The sequence below is a fragment of the Kribbella sp. NPDC048928 genome (assembly GCF_043197975.1).
Classification (GTDB): Bacteria; Actinomycetota; Actinomycetes; order Propionibacteriales; family Kribbellaceae; genus Kribbella.
On the sequence record NZ_JBICUC010000002.1, the window covers coordinates 12,937 to 28,678 of the forward strand.

The 15,742-nt window shown below is 67.2% G+C and carries 18 protein-coding genes and 3 tRNA genes; 10 read left to right on the plus strand and 11 right to left on the minus strand.

Annotation, left to right across the window (positions count from 1 at the left end):
- The first annotated feature begins 15 nt into the window (after positions 1-15).
- Positions 16-1,485 (plus strand): MFS transporter, encoded by a 1,470-nt coding sequence (locus ACGFI6_RS06880; RefSeq protein ID WP_393115774.1) that lies wholly within the window; start codon positions 16-18, stop codon positions 1,483-1,485.
- Between the two features lie 9 nt (positions 1,486-1,494).
- Here the strand turns inward: ACGFI6_RS06880 and ACGFI6_RS06885 are convergent, their stop codons facing one another.
- Positions 1,495-2,220 carry a DNA alkylation repair protein gene (locus ACGFI6_RS06885; protein WP_393115776.1) on the minus strand — a complete coding sequence of 242 codons (726 nt, stop codon included), beginning with the start codon at positions 2,218-2,220 and terminating at the stop codon, positions 1,495-1,497.
- A 185-nt stretch (positions 2,221-2,405) separates the two neighbouring features.
- Between ACGFI6_RS06885 and ACGFI6_RS06890 the strand changes: the two genes are divergently transcribed.
- Both ACGFI6_RS06890 and ACGFI6_RS06895 read left to right on the plus strand, forming a co-directional pair.
- Complete coding sequence (locus tag ACGFI6_RS06890) at positions 2,406-2,789, plus strand: STAS domain-containing protein (protein ID WP_393115778.1); 384 nt, start codon at positions 2,406-2,408, stop codon at positions 2,787-2,789.
- Between the two features lie 63 nt (positions 2,790-2,852).
- Positions 2,853-3,581, plus strand: coding sequence for a polyprenol monophosphomannose synthase (locus ACGFI6_RS06895; protein ID WP_393115779.1), 729 nt, complete (start codon positions 2,853-2,855; stop codon positions 3,579-3,581).
- Positions 3,582-3,680: 99 nt separating this feature from the next.
- Here the strand turns inward: ACGFI6_RS06895 and ACGFI6_RS06900 are convergent, their stop codons facing one another.
- Positions 3,681-4,022, minus strand: coding sequence for a metallopeptidase family protein (locus ACGFI6_RS06900; RefSeq protein ID WP_393118068.1), 342 nt, complete (start codon positions 4,020-4,022; stop codon positions 3,681-3,683).
- Between the two features lie 93 nt (positions 4,023-4,115).
- Between ACGFI6_RS06900 and ACGFI6_RS06905 the strand changes: the two genes are divergently transcribed.
- From ACGFI6_RS06905 to ACGFI6_RS06915, 3 genes are all read left to right on the plus strand, one after another.
- A tRNA-Glu gene (locus ACGFI6_RS06905) sits at positions 4,116-4,188 on the plus strand.
- Between the two features lie 59 nt (positions 4,189-4,247).
- Positions 4,248-4,324 (plus strand) — tRNA-Asp (locus ACGFI6_RS06910).
- A gap of 46 nt (positions 4,325-4,370) precedes the next feature.
- Positions 4,371-4,446: transfer RNA gene (locus tag ACGFI6_RS06915), tRNA-Phe, on the plus strand.
- Positions 4,447-4,600: 154 nt separating this feature from the next.
- On the opposite strand, the gene ACGFI6_RS06920 is transcribed toward ACGFI6_RS06915, so the two are convergent.
- Together ACGFI6_RS06920 and ACGFI6_RS06925 are read right to left on the minus strand one after the other, a co-directional pair.
- Positions 4,601-5,872 carry a Fic family protein gene (locus ACGFI6_RS06920; protein ID WP_393115780.1) on the minus strand — a complete coding sequence of 424 codons (1,272 nt, stop codon included), beginning with the start codon at positions 5,870-5,872 and terminating at the stop codon, positions 4,601-4,603.
- A gap of 111 nt (positions 5,873-5,983) precedes the next feature.
- On the minus strand, positions 5,984-6,652 hold the full coding sequence (locus ACGFI6_RS06925) for a Type 1 glutamine amidotransferase-like domain-containing protein (RefSeq protein ID WP_393115781.1): 669 nt from the start codon (positions 6,650-6,652) through the stop codon (positions 5,984-5,986).
- A gap of 417 nt (positions 6,653-7,069) precedes the next feature.
- Here ACGFI6_RS06925 and ACGFI6_RS06930 point away from each other — a divergent pair, with 417 nt between their 5' ends.
- Both ACGFI6_RS06930 and ACGFI6_RS06935 read left to right on the plus strand, forming a co-directional pair.
- Entirely contained in the window at positions 7,070-7,591 is a 522-nt protein-coding gene (locus tag ACGFI6_RS06930) for a nucleotidyltransferase domain-containing protein (protein ID WP_393115782.1), read from the plus strand.
- Positions 7,592-7,681: 90 nt separating this feature from the next.
- Positions 7,682-8,017 carry a hypothetical protein gene (locus ACGFI6_RS06935; protein ID WP_393115783.1) on the plus strand — a complete coding sequence of 112 codons (336 nt, stop codon included), beginning with the start codon at positions 7,682-7,684 and terminating at the stop codon, positions 8,015-8,017.
- Between the two features lie 79 nt (positions 8,018-8,096).
- On the opposite strand, the gene ACGFI6_RS06940 is transcribed toward ACGFI6_RS06935, so the two are convergent.
- From ACGFI6_RS06940 to ACGFI6_RS06965, 6 genes are all read right to left on the minus strand, one after another.
- Complete coding sequence (locus ACGFI6_RS06940; protein ID WP_393115784.1) at positions 8,097-9,275, minus strand: hypothetical protein; 1,179 nt, start codon at positions 9,273-9,275, stop codon at positions 8,097-8,099.
- Between the two features lie 12 nt (positions 9,276-9,287).
- Positions 9,288-9,440, minus strand: coding sequence for a hypothetical protein (locus tag ACGFI6_RS06945; protein ID WP_393115785.1), 153 nt, complete (start codon positions 9,438-9,440; stop codon positions 9,288-9,290).
- Between the two features lies 1 nt (position 9,441).
- Entirely contained in the window at positions 9,442-9,852 is a 411-nt protein-coding gene (locus tag ACGFI6_RS06950; RefSeq protein WP_393115786.1) for a hypothetical protein, read from the minus strand.
- A gap of 17 nt (positions 9,853-9,869) precedes the next feature.
- Positions 9,870-10,193 (minus strand): hypothetical protein, encoded by a 324-nt coding sequence (locus ACGFI6_RS06955; protein WP_393115787.1) that lies wholly within the window; start codon positions 10,191-10,193, stop codon positions 9,870-9,872.
- A gap of 168 nt (positions 10,194-10,361) precedes the next feature.
- Positions 10,362-11,630, minus strand: a complete 1,269-nt coding sequence (locus ACGFI6_RS06960; protein ID WP_393115788.1) for a hypothetical protein — start codon at positions 11,628-11,630, stop codon at positions 10,362-10,364.
- Positions 11,631-11,838: 208 nt separating this feature from the next.
- Positions 11,839-12,618: a hypothetical protein gene (locus ACGFI6_RS06965; RefSeq protein ID WP_393115789.1), complete on the minus strand. Its 780-nt coding sequence runs from the start codon at positions 12,616-12,618 to the stop codon at positions 11,839-11,841.
- 323 nt (positions 12,619-12,941) lie between these two features.
- Here ACGFI6_RS06965 and ACGFI6_RS06970 point away from each other — a divergent pair, with 323 nt between their 5' ends.
- The gene (locus tag ACGFI6_RS06970; protein WP_393115790.1) at positions 12,942-14,069 is read left to right on the plus strand and encodes a hypothetical protein; all 1,128 of its coding nucleotides are present in this window, start codon (positions 12,942-12,944) and stop codon (positions 14,067-14,069) included.
- Entirely contained in the window at positions 14,066-15,262 is a 1,197-nt protein-coding gene (locus ACGFI6_RS06975) for a hypothetical protein (protein WP_393115791.1), read from the plus strand. Before ACGFI6_RS06970 ends, ACGFI6_RS06975 begins: the two co-directional genes overlap by 4 nt.
- On the opposite strand, the gene ACGFI6_RS06980 is transcribed toward ACGFI6_RS06975, so the two are convergent.
- Positions 15,215-15,688: a GNAT family N-acetyltransferase gene (locus ACGFI6_RS06980; protein WP_393115792.1), complete on the minus strand. Its 474-nt coding sequence runs from the start codon at positions 15,686-15,688 to the stop codon at positions 15,215-15,217. The genes ACGFI6_RS06975 and ACGFI6_RS06980 overlap by 48 nt on opposite strands.
- Positions 15,689-15,742 lie beyond the last annotated feature (54 nt).

Genomic DNA, 15,742 nt, shown 5'->3' on the forward strand with positions numbered 1-15,742 from the left:
AGACCGGGAGGCCCCATGACCGAAGATCGAATTGCTCTAGGCACGGCCCGTGGCCGGTGGGTGCTGGCGGCGACGTCATTGGGGTCGGGGATGGCGTTCCTGGACGGGACGGTCGTCAACGTCGCACTCCCGGCGATGGGGGCGGACCTCAACTCCGGCATGGCCGGGCTGCAGTGGATCGTCAACGGCTACATGCTGATGCTCGCGTCGCTGGTGCTGCTCAGCGGTTCGCTCGGCGACCGGCTCGGGCGGCGGCGGACGTTCGTCGTCGGCGTGATCTGGTTCGCGGTGGCGTCCATCGTCTGCGCGATCGCGCCGACCCTCGAGGTGATGATCGCGGGCCGGATCCTGCAGGGCATCGGCGGCGCGCTGCTGACTCCGGGCAGCCTGGCGATCCTGCAGACCACGTTCCAGCACTCCGATCGCGGCAAGGCGGTCGGCACCTGGTCGGGCCTCACGTCGGTCGCGGCCGCGGTCGGCCCGTTCGTCGGCGGCACCCTGGTCGACAGCGGCTACTGGCAACTGATCTTCCTCATCAACGCGCCGCTCGCGCTCGTGACCGTGCTCGTCACGCTGCGACATGTGCCCGAGACCCGCGACGAGCAGGCCGGCGGCCGGCTGGACATCAACGGAGCGTTGCTAGCGACCGTCGGTCTCGCCGGACTCACGTACGGACTGATCAGCGCGGGCGACCACGGCTTCAGTGACCCGGTGATCCTGTCCAGCCTGGCGATCGGTGTGCTCGCGTTCGCCGCGTTCATCGAGGTCGAACGACGCAGCCGGTACCCGATGCTGCCGCTGAACATCTTCGCGAACGCCCGTTTCACCGGCGCGAACCTGGTGACGGTCGTCGTGTACGGAGCGCTCGGTACGGCGACGTTCCTCGTCGTCGTCTTCCTGCAGACCGCACTGCACTACTCCGCCCTCTGGGCAGGCGCATCGTTGCTGCCGATGACCGTACTGATGCTCGCGCTGTCGGGGTACGCCGGTGGTCTGTCGGATCGGATCGGATCGCGCATCCCGATGACGGTCGGACCGCTACTGATGGCCGGCGGCTTCCTGCTGATGCTCCGGATCAACATCGACTCGAACTACTTCACCGCCGTGCTGCCGGCCGTCGTACTGCTCGGACTCGGCCTGGTCTCGACGGTGGCGCCGCTGACCGCGACCGTACTGTCGTCGGTCGAGGACCATCACGCCGGGATCGCGTCCGGCGTGAACAATGCCGTCGCCAGGTCGGCCCAGCTGATGGCGGTCGCAGCGATCCCGATGGCAGCCGGCATCACCGGCGACAGCTATCGCGATCCTGTTGCCTTCCACAACGGATTCGGCAAGGCGCTGTGGATCTCCGCCGTCCTCGCCGCGGCCGGTGGTGTGATCGCCTGGGTCACGCTCGGCGAACGCGGCCGGCCGTTCCAGCACGTCGTCCGGCACCACACGCACTGCGCCCTCGAGGCGCCGCCGTTCGCCGACAGCAAGAACTGATTTGTCGACTTATCTTTGCAGGTAGTGCCGGCGGCTGTCCGGGTCGAGACGCTCGATGGAGTAGCGGAGCATGGTGCGCGGCATGCGGGTCGCGTACCGGTCGAGGAACGTCCGAAGCTCGTCCTCGGAGACGCGCTTGCCGGCCTCGCGGAGCATCCAGCCGGAGGCCTTGTGGATCAGGTCTGCGCGGTCGCCGAGGACCTCCGCGGACAGTTTGTAGGTGTCGGCGGTCTGGCCCTGGTTGATCAGGAACTGCGTGGCGACGAGGGCGATCCGGCGTTCCCAGAGGGAGGCAGAGCGGACCAGTACGTAGAGCGGGTCCCGGGGCTTGTCGAGCAGGTAGCCACCGACGATCTGCGGGGCGCTGCAGTCGACCAGATCCCAGTTGTTGATGTGTGCCGTACTGCGCAGATAGAGCTGATAGATGGCCTCGAGCTCGGCCGGGTTTGCGGTCCGGGGCTTGAGGGCGCGCGACGCCCGATCGGCCAGCAGGCAGAGGATCGTCAGGCGATGTTCGTGCACCGGACTGGTCAGGGCCTGCTCGAGCTCGGGCAGCGGCAGGTCGGCGCGCAGGTACGGCTTGAGGATGCCGCGGATCGTGGACAGCTTCACGCCGATCATGCGGTCGCCATCGCCGTACTCACCGGGGCCGAGCTTGAAGTAGCGCGCGAGCACCGCGGCCGTCGCCGGATCCGCGGCTGCGTCGACGTCGGCGAGCAACTGCTCCGTACTCATAGCGCCATGTTTACCAGTCGGAGCCTTGTGCTGGCAGCGCTTACAGGATTGAGGTCACGCTCCGGGGCCCATCGCCCACAGACCCGTTGTGACTGCTGAGCGATCAGGCATACGGTGTGAGTGCACGGCAGTTCCATTTCCGCCAGGACCCGCGTTCGTGGCGCAAACCCGGGGGAGACACCCGCGTGACAAGCCAGCCAGAGCCGCGGGACGGCGACATGATCAAAACCACCTTCGCTGCCGTCACCGAGGAACTGGAGCCCGGAGTCCTGCTCGTCCGGATGTCCGGTGAGATCGACATCGCGAGCACCGAGTTCGCCGCCGAGGCGATCCGCGCGGCAGTCGCGCCGCCCGCCCGGCTCGTGCTGATCGACGTCTCCGCCGTGACGTTCTGCAGCTCCGCCGGCCTCGGAAACCTGGTCGAGGCCCGCAACCTCGCCGGCCGGCACAACATCCCCTTGGCCCTGGTCGGAGTCGGTCGACCGGTCGACCGCCCGCTCACCGTCACCGGTCTCGGCGGCCAGTTCCGCATCTACGGCACCGCCGCTGAGGCACTCGCGGACTTGTGAGGTCGTTGAACCGGTGGGGCCGCCCGGTGCGGTAGCCTCCGGTGTCTCCGACGAAGGAAAGTCATGGGTGAGCTAGCGAAGATCGTGGTCGTCGTACCGACCTACAACGAGCGGGAGAACCTGCCCGTGCTGGCCGGACTGCTGTCCGACCTGAACCTGCCCGGCCTGGAGCTCCTGGTTGTCGACGACAACTCCCCCGACGGCACGGGCGACGTCGCCGACGAGCTGGCGAAGGAGTCGCCGGAGAAGGTCGGCGTACTGCACCGGACCGCGAAGGACGGCCTCGGCCGCGCGTACATCGCCGGCATCACCCGCGCGCTCGACGAGGGCGCCGACATCGTCATCCAGATGGACGCCGACCTGTCGCACCCGGCCTCGGTCGTGCCGACGATGGTGGACATGCTGCGGACCACCGACGCCGGCGTCGTGATCGGGTCCCGGTACGTCCCGGGCGGCTCGGCCGCGGACGAGTGGGGCTGGCACCGGCGGGCGCTGTCCGCGTTCGCGAACTTCTACGTGAACGCGATCCTGCGGCTGCATGTGAAGGACGCCACAGCCGGCTTCAAGGCGTGGAAGGCGGACACGCTGCGCTGGATCGACGTCGGCTCGATCGCCAGCAACGGGTACTCGTTCCAGGTCGAGATGAACTACCGCACCGTCAAGCGCGGCCTGAAGATCGCCGAGACCCCGATCCGCTTCGAGGAACGTACCGAGGGCGTCTCGAAGATGTCCCTCAAGGTCCAGCTCGAGTCCGCGCTGATGCCGTGGAAGCTCCTCTTCGGGCGCTCCTGAGCGCTGGGTAGCACCAACCGCCGTACCGGCTCGCCGTACGGCGGTTTCAGCCTGCCCTCAGCCTTGCCCTCGGTCATGTCCTCGGCCTGGCCCTCTGCCTCAGCCGTAACCGAGCTGGTGCAGCCGGTCGTCGTCGATGCCGAAATGGTGCGCGATCTCGTGGACGACTGTGATGTGCACCTCCTCGACCACGTCGTCCACGCTCTCGCAGATCCGCAGCGTCGGGTTCCGGTAGACCGTGATCCGGTCCGGCAGTACGCCGCCGTAATAGTGCCCGCGCTCGGTCAGCGGGACGCCTTCGTAGATCCCGAGCAGGTCCGGATCGCTCGCCGGCGGATCGTCCTCGACGAACACCGCCACGTTGTCGATCAGCTGCGCCAGCTCGGGCGGAACCTCGTCCAGCGCCTGCGACACGAGCAGCTCGAAATCGTCCCGGCTCATCTCGATCACCCGGCCAGTATCTCGTTTTGGAAGCTGGCGCGGTCTCCTCTATGCTTACGGCTGTCCCTGGAGCTTCGGCTCCCGCGGGTCCGAGTCCCCATCGTCTAGTGGCCTAGGACGCTGCCCTTTCAAGGCGGTAACGCGGGTTCGAATCCCGTTGGGGATACGGCCGAAAGGCCGGTGCAAGAAGTACCTCGAAGATGCTGTAGGATCATCGAGTCATTTGGCCCAGTAGCGCAGTTGGTTAGCGTGCCGCCCTGTCACGGCGGAGGTCGCGGGTTCGAGTCCCGTCTGGGTCGCCAGGAGAAGGCGGCGGTGTCCACAACACCGCCGCCGAGCTTTCTCCCCGGTCAGGTAGCTCAGCTGGTAGAGCGTCCGCCTGAAAAGCGGAAGGTCGGCGGTTCGAGACCGCCCCTGACCACCACCACCCTCTCCGCGCACCGGGGAGGGTTTTGTCTTTCCACGCGCCGGCGCCCTGTTCCGCTGCTTGAGCCGCCGGCGACGACCCCACTCCCGCGCTGACGCGGCTGCCTGATTTGCGGCGGCGGGGCTTCGTGGCTGCGTTCAGTTATCTGCGCTCAGGGATGGTTCTGGCGATAAGGGACCGCTCGTTTCGGCTGCTCGCCCCGCGTACTGCCTGACTCGGTGGCGGACGCACGCTCGTAGTCGGTGAGGATCGCGAACACCCTCGGAGCCTCGTACAGACGAGCGCGCTGCTGGTTACCGATCGGCTGGAGGATTCCGGCGCCGACATAACTCTCCATGGCCGCGAACGCGGCTGATCTGCTCGCCCCCGTCAATTGTATGACGTCTTCTGCGGCAATCACTGGATGCCCGATCAACTCAGGAAGCAGGCGTTCGGCTGCGCTACCTTTGCGTGGTTTGAGTGTTGCTCGCCAATCCGACTCCAACTCCGCGAGGCTTGCCTGCAGAGCGGCGGCGTCATTGGTGGCCCGCCTAGTTGCGGTCAGGAACAGGTCGAGCCAGTCGCGGAGGCCATCGAGAGCCGCTCGTCCGTCGGGGGGACCTATATATCTGAAGCTGGAGAGGCCGTCGACGTACGCTGATGCTCGAGTCGCGAGCGCAAGGCTGATCGGTGGGATGAAGTCCTTTGTCAGCTCTCGCCTCTTGAGGATCACGTGGATCAGGGCGCGACCCGTTCTGCCGTTCCCATCCGCGAAGGGATGGATCGTCTCGAACTGTGCATGAGCCATTCCGGCCTGCACCGTGCCGGGCAAATCGTCGCGATTGACGAACGCGCACAGGTCCTCGAGCAGGGCTTCGACGTAGTCGGGTGGCGGTGGCACGAAAGCCGCCTGACACGGGTTGAAGTTGTTGCCACCGATCCAGCTCTGCTTGGTTCTGATCAGACCGGCGATCTCGGGCTGATCCGAGTGCTCCATGAGAGCCCGGTGGATATCGAGGAGATCCTTCACCTCGACGCTGTCGAGCACCGCAACCGACTGCACTGCGTGGTTCATAGCTTTGACGTTGCCTAGAACAGCGTCGGCGGTCGCATCCTTGTCCTGCACTCCGGAGGCGACTCTCGCTTCATGTCTGGCGAGCCGGCGGCTGTTGACCTGCAGGCCCTCGATCTTGGACGAAGCGACAGCCTCGGCTCGAAGCAAGAATCGCGCCAGTTGCTCCAGGTGGTGCTCGCCGGGTCCGCCAAACGCTGCCAAGGCTCGTTCGGCATCGACGATATCCGCCGCGAGTTCAGCACTGAGATCCAACGCGTGGGCGCTGAGGAGGTCGGGCACGTACGCTGTGTACTCGCACGGGCGCCTGTGCTTGCGCGGTCCGTAGGCATCTGGATTGGCTTGCCAGACTGCGGTGATCTGCTGACTCAACCTGGATCTCCTCGTCGCTAAGTCCAGGTTAACCACCTAACCTGGACTTACAGCAATACTAGTCCAGGTTAATCCCCGACCCTGACCGTTCCCGGCGGGCCGCTGGGATGGTTAGGCGGGGAAGGCTTTCCATTGGCCCTCGGAGATGATGTCGATGGTGCCGTTGGCTACTTTGATGGCGGTTTCGTCGTCGATGGCGTAGGCGGGGGCCGCTAGGTCGGCGGCCCATCGTTCGGCGTCGGCCATGGTGTTGTCGGGCATTTGTTCGTGGTCCAGGTGCGGGTAGATCGAGAAGTCGACGACGCCGAGCGTGCGATCGTCGGGCGCGGAAGGCCAGCGGACGAAGTCGGTGCCGATCCGCGGTGTCATCACCATGCTGCCGGCACTGATTCCTACCCAGACGGTGTCGGGCAGCGACGGCATGAGTTGCGCGAGGCCTGACTCCCGCATCCAGTGATGCAGGTATGTCGCGTCACCGCCGTCTGCCAGCAGTACGTCAGCCTCTTGGACCCACGGGACCCACCGGTCCTCGCCGATGCTGGGCAGCGCAGTGAGCTCCAGTACGCCCAAGGACGCCCAGCCCAGACCGGTCATCCGGTGAAACGGAGGCTCGGCGGTGATGGTGTTCCGCACCGTGGTTGGCCCGAGCATCGGGTGGCCCCACTGAGCTGTGGGGATGCAGAGCGCGCGGGCCTCGGAGACCGGCTTGCCCAGCAGTTCGACGAGCGCATCACGGATGCTCTCGTTCGTAACGCCACCAGATGTAAGAAGAAGCTTCACAACGCCTCCCGAGTCGAGTCCGCCAGATTCGTGTGACACAGACACCGCGAACGCACCATCGCCTAACTCCTTGTCCTGCCCTCGATTGACTACCGTTCACAAGTCCTACGAACGGTACGTCCCAGATCCGACACCCCCGTGCGGGGATATCCCTTCGCGTGGTGGGTTCTCTGCTCGTATGCGAGTGGAGAACCCACCGGACGAACGGATATCCGCTCGCGTAGGGACGCGGGGGCCGGGCAGTGGGACGGGCCGGGCGGTGGGACGGGGCCGGCCGGGCCGTGGGACGGGGCCGGGCCGGGCCGTGGGGCGTGGGGTCGGGCGGGAAGGGCCGGGCGGGGGTCGGTTGGCCGGCGTGACGTCGGGGTGGTCGAGCGTGGTGAGGAATCTGCTTGCATTGTCTGGGAGGGTTAGGGCGTGACCGAGTACGCCATGCCGGCGGAGACTGCGCGTGCGTTGATCGCGGAGTTGCAGGCGTACGGGGTCAATGCTTGTGTCGGTGGTGGGTGGGCTGTCGATGCGTTGGTTGGGCGGCAGACTCGGCGGCATTCGGATCTGGATCTTTGGGTGGAGGCGGTCGAGTTCGAAGGGCTTGTCGCGGCCTTTGTCGATCACGGGGTCGATCGGCTTTACCCGTGGCCCGGCGACCGGCCCTGGAACTTCGTGCTGCATGACGGGGACAGTCGGCGCGTGGATCTGCACCTGTACGAGACTTTGAGCGACGGCCGATTTCAGTACGGCAGTGTCAACGCGCCGTTCCTGTTCGCCGAGGAGGACCTCTCGGGCGAGGGTGAGATTGCCGGTCTTTCCGTTCGATGCGAGCGTGCTGAGTTCGCGTTGCAGAATCACACCGGCTACCAGCAGCGTGAGGTCGATCGACACGATGTCGCTGTGTTGTGCGAACACTTCGGGCTTCAGTTGCCGGAGGGCTTCCGCTAGAAGTATGGCCGGCGCCCCGCGGGAAAGGGTGTGCGGTGGGTGGGGCGAGCGCGGGATGCTGTCGGGATGGTTGAGCGACATTCGCGGGCGGTGCCTGGTGGGCGGGCGTTCTTTTTGACGGAGCGGCTTTGGGGGTTGGCTCGCGGGCTTCCGGTTGAGCGGGTGCCGATCGATGCGATCGCGGAGTTCGACGAGGATTGCTGGTTCGGCGGGTCGGTGGTGACGTGCCGGATGGTTGCTCGGCATGCCGGTCGCATCCAGAAGGCCGATCTCAGCTATCCGGTCATCCTGTCGGCGGACGGGCGGCTGATGGACGGTGGTCACCGCATCGCCAAGGCCTGGCTCAACGGGCTGACAGCGATCGACGCGGTCCGCTTTCAGGAAGATCCGGAGCCCGATTACATCGAGTGGCACACCGCGACCTGACCCGGGGCCTGAGGTTGGGGCGTTCGGGCGTCGGAACCTGCGGCGGAACTGGCCGAGGGTTTCGCGGTGCGGGCTGGGGTTAGGCGGAGTCCATGTCGGAGTCGGAGGAGGCTTCGTAGCTGCTGGAGTCGTAGTCGCCTTCGTCGTACCCGCCGCTTTCCTCTGACTCCACTGACTCCGCGACTCGCGCATCGTCGTACGTTGCCTGGTCCTCGTATGTGTCGGCGCCCTCTGATTCTGCACCGGCCTCAGATTCCGGGTCCGGTTCCGGCTCAGGTTCCGGCTCAGGTTCCGGCGCGGGCTCAGGCTCAGGTTCCGGCTCAGGTTCCGGCTCAGGTTCCGGCTCAGGTTCCGGCTCAGGTTCCGGCGCGGGCTCAGGCTCCGGCTCGGGTTCCGGCGCGGGTTCCGGCGCGGGCTCGGGTTCCGGCGCGGGTTCCGGCGCGGGCTCGGGTTCCGGCTCGGGTTCCGGCGCGGGCTCAGGTTCCGGCTCCGGCTCAGGTTCGGGCTCGGGCTCAGGTTCCGGCTCAGGTTCGGGCTCGGGTTCTGGCTCTGGGTCCGGCTCTGGGTCCGGGTCGGGCTCTGGGTCGGGGGGATAGGTGGTTTCTAGTGTGGTTAGTTCTGTGTCCAGGTGGGTCAGGGCTTGGGTGGCTGTTTGTGCGCCGGCGGATTCTTGGGTGGGGAAGTCGCGGGCGGTGTCGGCTGTGATGGCTACCAGGGGAGCGAAGTCGGGGCGGCTCGCGTCGATCAGTTGGTCGCGGGCGGACTGGCGGTCGGGTTCAGGGATGCGGTTGGGGAGGTGGGAGTCGAGGAGGAGGTCGGCTGCTTTGTTCCAGCGGTCGGCTCTCGAGGTCGAGATGAGAGCTTGCGCTACGTCGTCGCTTGTTGATCCGGTGCGGGTGGCGATGCCTTTGGTGAATCTGGACGCGGCAGCCATGTAGGCGGGGTACGAGTTTCCGGTCTCCTCGGTGCGCACTTCCGGAGCCACCAGGTCGAGGCCGACGTCGGCCAGGACGTCATCGAGGTTGCGGTGGGTCCAGAGCTCGGCGAGGCCCTCCTCGAGGGCGCGGTCGGAGTTGTCGCCGACGGGGTGGCGGCCGGGGGCGGTCTGGTCGCCGAAGTGGGACGTGAGGTGGACGGCCTCGTGGGTGACGGTGGCCGCGGCGTCGCGGATGCCGAAGGCCTCGTCGGGGGTGAACGCGCGCTGCTCCGTGTGCGCCATCCGGATCGGGTCCAGCACCTTCGTAGGGCTGACAGTCATCGAGCCGTCCGGCTAGGCCGTACCCAGGTACTTCGGGTTGGGCTCTTCGTAGACGCGTCCGTTCCAGCGGGACCAGGTGCCGGTACGGCGTTCGACGGACTGGATCACTGACTGGACCCACTGGTACTCCGGTGACGACGGCGTCAGCTCGGGGCCGACCGCCATGTCAACTCTCCGGGATTGCGCTGAGCTCGTGGATCAGGCGGGCCAGCGCGGAGTTCATCCGGAGGATGGTGTTCGATTCGCGGTACGGCGCCGCCTCCGCGAGCAGTGCGATCTCCGTGGCTGTCCGCTCGGCGAGGTCGATACGCTCCGCAGGCGTACCGTCGGAGCCCATTGCAATGCCGAGCAGATGTGTCGCCCGCAGGTACTGCTCGCTGGTGCCGGGGGCCGGGCCGACGATCAGTTCCGGGAGTCTCTCTGCCCTGGCGAGGCCGCGGGCCCGGCCCAGCTCGTCGGGAATCTGGGCCGCCAGTCGCTTCAGCCGCTCGACCTCGGCCGCGATCGTGGCCTCGTCGGCATCTTCCATCCGGTCGGACAGGGCCCGGATCTCGGCGTCAAGAGTCTCGTAGTCCACAACCGAAGCGTAGTCAGTCAAGGGCGCAGCGCGCCGAAGAGAAGCCGGCTGAGGAGGGCCCCGAGGATGAGGGCTACGAGGCCCGTGAGGGCGATGACGGAGATGACGCAGGCGAGGTTCTTGGCGAGGGAGAGGCGGGTGTCGTACGTCGTGAAGCCGTCGGTGAGGACGGCGACCGTTGCCAGGGAGAGGAAGGCTACGGCGGCGATGACCAGAAGGATGACGTGGTGGCCCCCGAGCGTGGCGGTCGCGGTGAACTTGGAGGTGTGGTCGAGCCACGGGCCGAGGGTGTACATCCAGATCACGGTGGCCAGGTCCGCGGACATCAGGAACCACAGCATGACGGGTGGTTTCACGCGTGGGCGTGGGATCAGCACCGGACGTGGGGTTTCGGAGATGACCGGTGTCAGGTGGCGGCGGGGCGCTCTTCTGGTTACTACGGCCATGGGGTCGGGCTCCTCACTAACTGGCTGACCCCATTACGCGACGGGCGATGCAGGCAGATCCAGCTACGATGCCGCCGCGGCATCGTAGACGGCGGCGAGCTCCGCGACAAGCGGCTCGCCGGCCCTGCTGGTACTGCGGAACCACGCGTGCTCGCCCCGCCCCTTGATCAAGCGCGCGATATCCACGGTCGACGGACCCCCGTAAAACAAGGGCTCCTCGGACGGCACGTCGGCCAGCCGCACCATCCGCCGGTTACGCACACGCACGCTGCGGGACAGACGCGACTCCGCTACCGCTCGCCGCCATTCGCTCAGTACGAGCTGCGCTCGCCGTGCCCGTACGAGATCGGCCGGCTGTGCGGGCTGCACAGCGCTGTCGGGATCGAACACGTCCGCCCGCACATACTCCACCGGCGTGCCATGCAGCGGGACTGTCTCGGTGAATGCGCCGGAACGCAACGTCAGTAGCATCGGCTCCTGCGCCTCGCCCGATCGCTGGTCGACCAGCCGTACCATCACCCGATCCGCGACAAGCGCCGACGGCATCGGCACGAAGGCCGGCACGACAACGCGCACCGACGTACCGTACGGGTCCGGAGTCAGCTGTACGTCGCCGGCGATGCGAGCGCGCAACTGCCGCGGATCAACAGCAGGCCCAGACGCCGCCAACCGGACGTCATCAAGCTCGAAGGTCGACGGATGACCGACTGGGTCGGTGGACTTCACGCGGTTCCAGGCTGTCAGTACAGCGCTCAATGCAGCGTCCGGGCCGTCGACCTCCTGTCGTAAGGCGGCATAGCCGGTCGCCAAGCGCGCCAAACCGGAAAAGAGGGCCCTGGGCAACGAAGAGTCGCCGAGGCCGTTCAGGTACAAAGTCACGTCGTCGGCCGATCGCCGGGCGTGGACGACGGCGCGGTCGACAAGCGAATGCCGGAGTAGCCCGGCCGGGAGCGACGCCGCCGCACGGGCCCGCGCGATCGCCCGCTCGGCATCGAGCAGCCCCTGGTTCAGAGGCAGTTGCAGCCACCAGTCCAACGCATCCAGAACCGCCAGCCGCCGCCACGCCGGTGCGGGAACGACGTCGATGGGTTCACCAATGTGCGGCATCCCCGAAGACAGCAGCCGAACTGCGGGCCGTCCGAGCACCGAATTGAGGAGCGCAGGATCCGCCGCGGCCCAGTCCCGTACCTCGACGGCATGCCAGCGCGACGGATCCGCCAGGTCGATCTCGACGGTCAGGCCGGGCGCGAGTTCGGTCGTCCGGACCAGGTCGGCGGCGGTCGGTGAGGCGAGCCGTACGTCGGTCCCGGGCGCAGTCTGAAGGGCGAGCATCAGGGCTGACCCCCTCCTTCGCGCCGCTCGACATCGTTGTCGAAGTCAACGATCCCTGAGGATGAAGACGATCCCAAAAGACTAAGACCACAACATCCCCTGGTAAAGCAGTTAGGGTGCGTCTCCCAATTCCAAGCCGTAGCGAGCACGCGCTCGGCGAGGTGCCCGCCGAGTGCCGCGCAGTAGGCGTGGAATTGGGAGACGTGCCCTAGCTCGCCCGAGCCAGCATCCAGGCCAGCCGGGCACCGCTGCGCGCCGGGCACGAGGCGGGCGCGGGCGAGTCGGTCCACGGCGGCTCGGGACGATCCCCCAGCTCCAGCAGGGCCAGCCGGCGCAGGCCGTGGTACCCGCCGGCGCGGTCCCAGACCGTCTTCGTCATCGATCCCGCGCGCGGCAGCGGCAGGTGCCGCAGGTCGGTCGCACTCCGGAGGAACCCGTCCCGGCGGCGCTCGCGCAGCTCGAAGACCTGCCCTTCGTCCTCGGCCGGCTCGGTCAGGCCGGTCTCGAGGTCGAGCTCCAGCCAGGACAGGTACTCGATGAAGGCGAGCACCAGGATGTGCCGGTCCTGCGGCATCCCGCTCGGCCGATCCGCTGCCAGCCGATGCAGGCGGCCGAGCTCGCTCTGCTCACGCCAGACCAGCCGAACGATCCGGTACGCCGACCCGTCGTGCTCCGGCGGCAACGCCAGCCTGACCACCCCGCCGGGCATCCCCCCAGGAGCAGAGGATCGGACCAACGGGATCCCGGGGCGAACCCGGACGATCGATGCCGCCGCGACTCCGAGCGCCGCCCAGGCGCCGCTGTGGTCGCCGGCCGCTCGGTACGCCATCGCGCGCGCCACGGTCCGCAGGTTCGCGCCGACGTACGCATCGCCGACCCGGCCCGGACCGAGCATCCGCAGGGCCGCTCGCCAGTTCCCTGACTCCAATGCGCCGATCGCGTCGAGATCGCCTGCGGCGATCGTCGGTGTGGCTGATGATCTGCGCATCGGGCACCTGCTCAGGTTGAACGAACCCCGTCCGAATCCTCGGCTTCTCCGATCTGTCAGCGCCACGCGTTGACTTCAACTGGCTTCAGGTCGACTTCAGTACTACGGTAGAGCTACGGTGTAACCAGGGTCAATCGTCAGTTTGTAAAGAGTAACGACGATGGGATCAGCGCAGGCGGACGTACCGATCGATGCGCGGCAAGGCGGTCGGGCGACCCCCGAAGGCCGAAGTACAACAGGGCTCGGTGAAGTCGGTAGAGCTGGGTGTAGGATCGCCCGGGTCCGCCGCCCGCACCGATGATCAACCATTTTCGGGAGTGAGAGTGGCCCCTTCACCAGAGGCCGTACGACTCGCCAGGCGCCTGCGCGACCTCCGCGAGTCCGCGCGCCTGACCCAGAAGGATCTGTCCCGCGCGCTGACGCTCCCGGACAGCCGGGTCGCGGTGGCGACGATCAGTTCCTGGGAGTCGCACACCAACCCGAAACTCCCCCCGGAGGAGCGGCTGCGGTCGTACGCCCTGCTCTTCGCGGTGTCCCCGCTGCCGAACCGGATCCCGCGCGAGCAGGATCTGGCGGCTGACGAGCGGGAACGCTTCACCTCCCTGCACCGCGAACTGGTCGGTTTCCGCGACGAGATCCGCCATCATCAGACCAGTACCGCCCCGTCGTCCGGCGGTGCCTACACGTTCGACTTCGAGTCCGGTCGCATCACACTGATCTGCCCGGAAGTCCCCGAAGAAGGGCGTTCGCCGCTCGCGGACCTCGCCAACCCGAACCACACCCGTCTCTACAAGTACGCCGACCTCGATGCTCTGATCGAGATGTGGGGTCACGTACGCGCCTCCAATCCGGAGCTCCGCGTGCGGCACCGGCTGCCGTCGGAGGTGAGCGCGGACCACCTGTCCGGCCATCTCATCCTGATCGGCGGCATCGCCTGGAACAACGTCACCAGCCGGCTGCTTCGCGTCCTCGACAATCTGCCGATCCGGCAACTGCAGGTGCCCGACCTCGCCGACGGCGAGATCTTCAAGTCCCGCGACGGACGTGAGTACCTGCCGGTCTGGGAGACGATCAAGGACGCCGACCCCGACGCGCCGTCCAAGGCCGAGCTCGAGGCGGATCAGGCCCAGGATGCCTGGAAGGGCGACTCACCGCGGGAGCTCGTTGAGGACGTCGCCCTGCTCGCCCGGCTTCCAAACCCCTTTAATCAGAGCCGCACCATCACGATCTGCAACGGCGTCTACAGCCGGGGTGTCCTCGGCGCTGTCCGGACGCTCACCGACGACTCCGTCCGCGAGCGGAACGAGGCCTACTTGGCCAACAGGTTCCCCAACGGCATCTTCGGTCTACTCATGCGGGTTCCAGTGATCAATGGTGAAGCTGTCACTCCCGACCTGGAAATCTCGGAGAACCGCCTCTTCGAGTGGTCTCCCGAGGATGCAGACACATGAGCCCCAGAAAGACCCAAGCGCTCTCCCACGCCGGCCTGCTGCTGAACGGCTCGGCACCCGTTGCCACCAGTGCAAACAGCCGGCTGGACGCGATCGTCGTACCGACGGCACGGCCCGCGTCCGCACTCCTGCCGGTGATCAAGCTGTCCGCCCGGCTGAACGTACCGCTCGTCATCCTGTGCAGTAGGCAGGCACAGCTCACGCAGGTCGTCGACCGCGTCAAGAGGACGTTCGGCGCCCGCGCCCTGGTCGTCCAGGTCCCCGACGACTACCGGCCGCCGTGTCCCGCTCCGCTGACCTCGGCCGAGAGGTTTCAGCTCGCCTCGGCGGGCCGGTCGAGCGATCTCAGCGCCAAGCGCAACATCGGTCTGCTGCTCGGCAGGCTGCGCGGCTGGAGCAAGATCCTGTTCCTCGACGACGACGTGTACGGCTTCGGCCCGCGCGACATCGGCCGGCTGGCCGGATACCTCGACCGGCACCCGGTCGCGTCGATGGCCAGCACCAAGTTCCCGGACAACTCCGTGGTCTGTCACGCACGACGGATCGTCGGGTTCAGGCAGGACGTGTTCGTCAGCGGCGCCACGCTCGGCGTGAACCTGAAGCATCCGGAGCTGTCGTTCTTCGCCGACGTCTACAACGAGGACTGGTTCTTCTTCGCCCGGCACGCCGCGGAGCGACAGCTGCCGAGGATCGGTGATGCCCTGCAGCAGGAGTACGACCCGTTCGCGGATCATGAACGGGCCGCCCGGGAGGAGTTCGGCGACCTGCTCGCCGAGGGCCTGTACGCCGAGCTCGAACGCGGTCCGGAGAGCTTCGACGAGCATCTGACCGCCGCGACGAAACCGCGCCTGTGGCGGGACTTCAAGGACGACCGGCTGCAGACGATCGAGGAGACGATCCAGCGGCTCGACCGGGTCGGTGGACGCCTCGACGTCGTCGAGTACGCCAAGATGAAGAAGTCGCTGGACACCGCGAACGAGTGGGCGAACCGCATCTCACCCGAGCTCTGCGCCGACTTCGTGGACAGCTGGCAGCAGGACGAGACGATGTGGCAGAAGATGCTCTGCAACCTGCCGTCCGGGCTGAGCAACCGCGACGCGCTGACCGAGCTGCAGCTCTCCCAGTGGGCGTCCTGTGGTTACGGCCTACCGGCCGCATCGGAGACGAATTTCGCGGCGGCCGGAGCCGTCTGACAGCAGCTGGCGTTCTCCCGTGGGGCTGAACCCGAGCCGGTCGTACACCTCGAACGCGACCGTGTTCGTGTCCAGCACCCACACCCGCCACTCGCCGACCGCAGGCTCCTCGGCCGCCAGCTGGCCGAGGAGCGCGCGCAGTACACCGGTACGCCGGTAGCGCGGGTCGACCCACACCGACTCGACGTGCCGCTCGTCCGGTGGCCGGCCGACCACCCGTACCGAACTCGCCATCCCGATCACCCGCTCCGCGTCCCGGGCGACGACCCAGTGCATCCGGGTGAACCGCTCCCGCCAGCCGTCCTCACCGACGGTCACCTCGATCTCGTAGTCCGCGAGATAGGCCGTCGGTGAATCCTTCAGAGCCCGGAGGCGAACCTCCCGGGCGAGCGGCCAGTCATCGGCACCGAGCAAGGCGAGTTCCAAGGTCCCGGACCCCTTCGGGAGATGGCAACAAGGCATCCATACCAGTGTCGCCGT

What these genes read in the sequence shown, in the direction of transcription:
- ACGFI6_RS06880 (WP_393115774.1), top strand. Translation starts at nt 16, where the DNA reads ATGACCGAAGATCGAATTGCTCTAGGCACGGCCCGTGGCCGGTGGGTG.
- ACGFI6_RS06965 (WP_393115789.1), bottom strand. Translation starts at nt 12,618, where the DNA reads ATGCGCAGATCATCAGCCACACCGACGATCGCCGCAGGCGATCTCGAC.
- ACGFI6_RS06960 (WP_393115788.1), bottom strand. Translation starts at nt 11,630, where the DNA reads ATGCTCGCCCTTCAGACTGCGCCCGGGACCGACGTACGGCTCGCCTCA.
- ACGFI6_RS06940 (WP_393115784.1), bottom strand. Translation starts at nt 9,275, where the DNA reads ATGACTGTCAGCCCTACGAAGGTGCTGGACCCGATCCGGATGGCGCAC.
- ACGFI6_RS06945 (WP_393115785.1), bottom strand. Translation starts at nt 9,440, where the DNA reads ATGGCGGTCGGCCCCGAGCTGACGCCGTCGTCACCGGAGTACCAGTGG.
- ACGFI6_RS06955 (WP_393115787.1), bottom strand. Translation starts at nt 10,193, where the DNA reads ATGCTGTGGTTCCTGATGTCCGCGGACCTGGCCACCGTGATCTGGATG.
- ACGFI6_RS06900 (WP_393118068.1), bottom strand. Translation starts at nt 4,022, where the DNA reads ATGAGCCGGGACGATTTCGAGCTGCTCGTGTCGCAGGCGCTGGACGAG.
- ACGFI6_RS06885 (WP_393115776.1), bottom strand. Translation starts at nt 2,220, where the DNA reads ATGAGTACGGAGCAGTTGCTCGCCGACGTCGACGCAGCCGCGGATCCG.
- ACGFI6_RS06975 (WP_393115791.1), top strand. Translation starts at nt 14,066, where the DNA reads ATGAGCCCCAGAAAGACCCAAGCGCTCTCCCACGCCGGCCTGCTGCTG.
- ACGFI6_RS06895 (WP_393115779.1), top strand. Translation starts at nt 2,853, where the DNA reads ATGGGTGAGCTAGCGAAGATCGTGGTCGTCGTACCGACCTACAACGAG.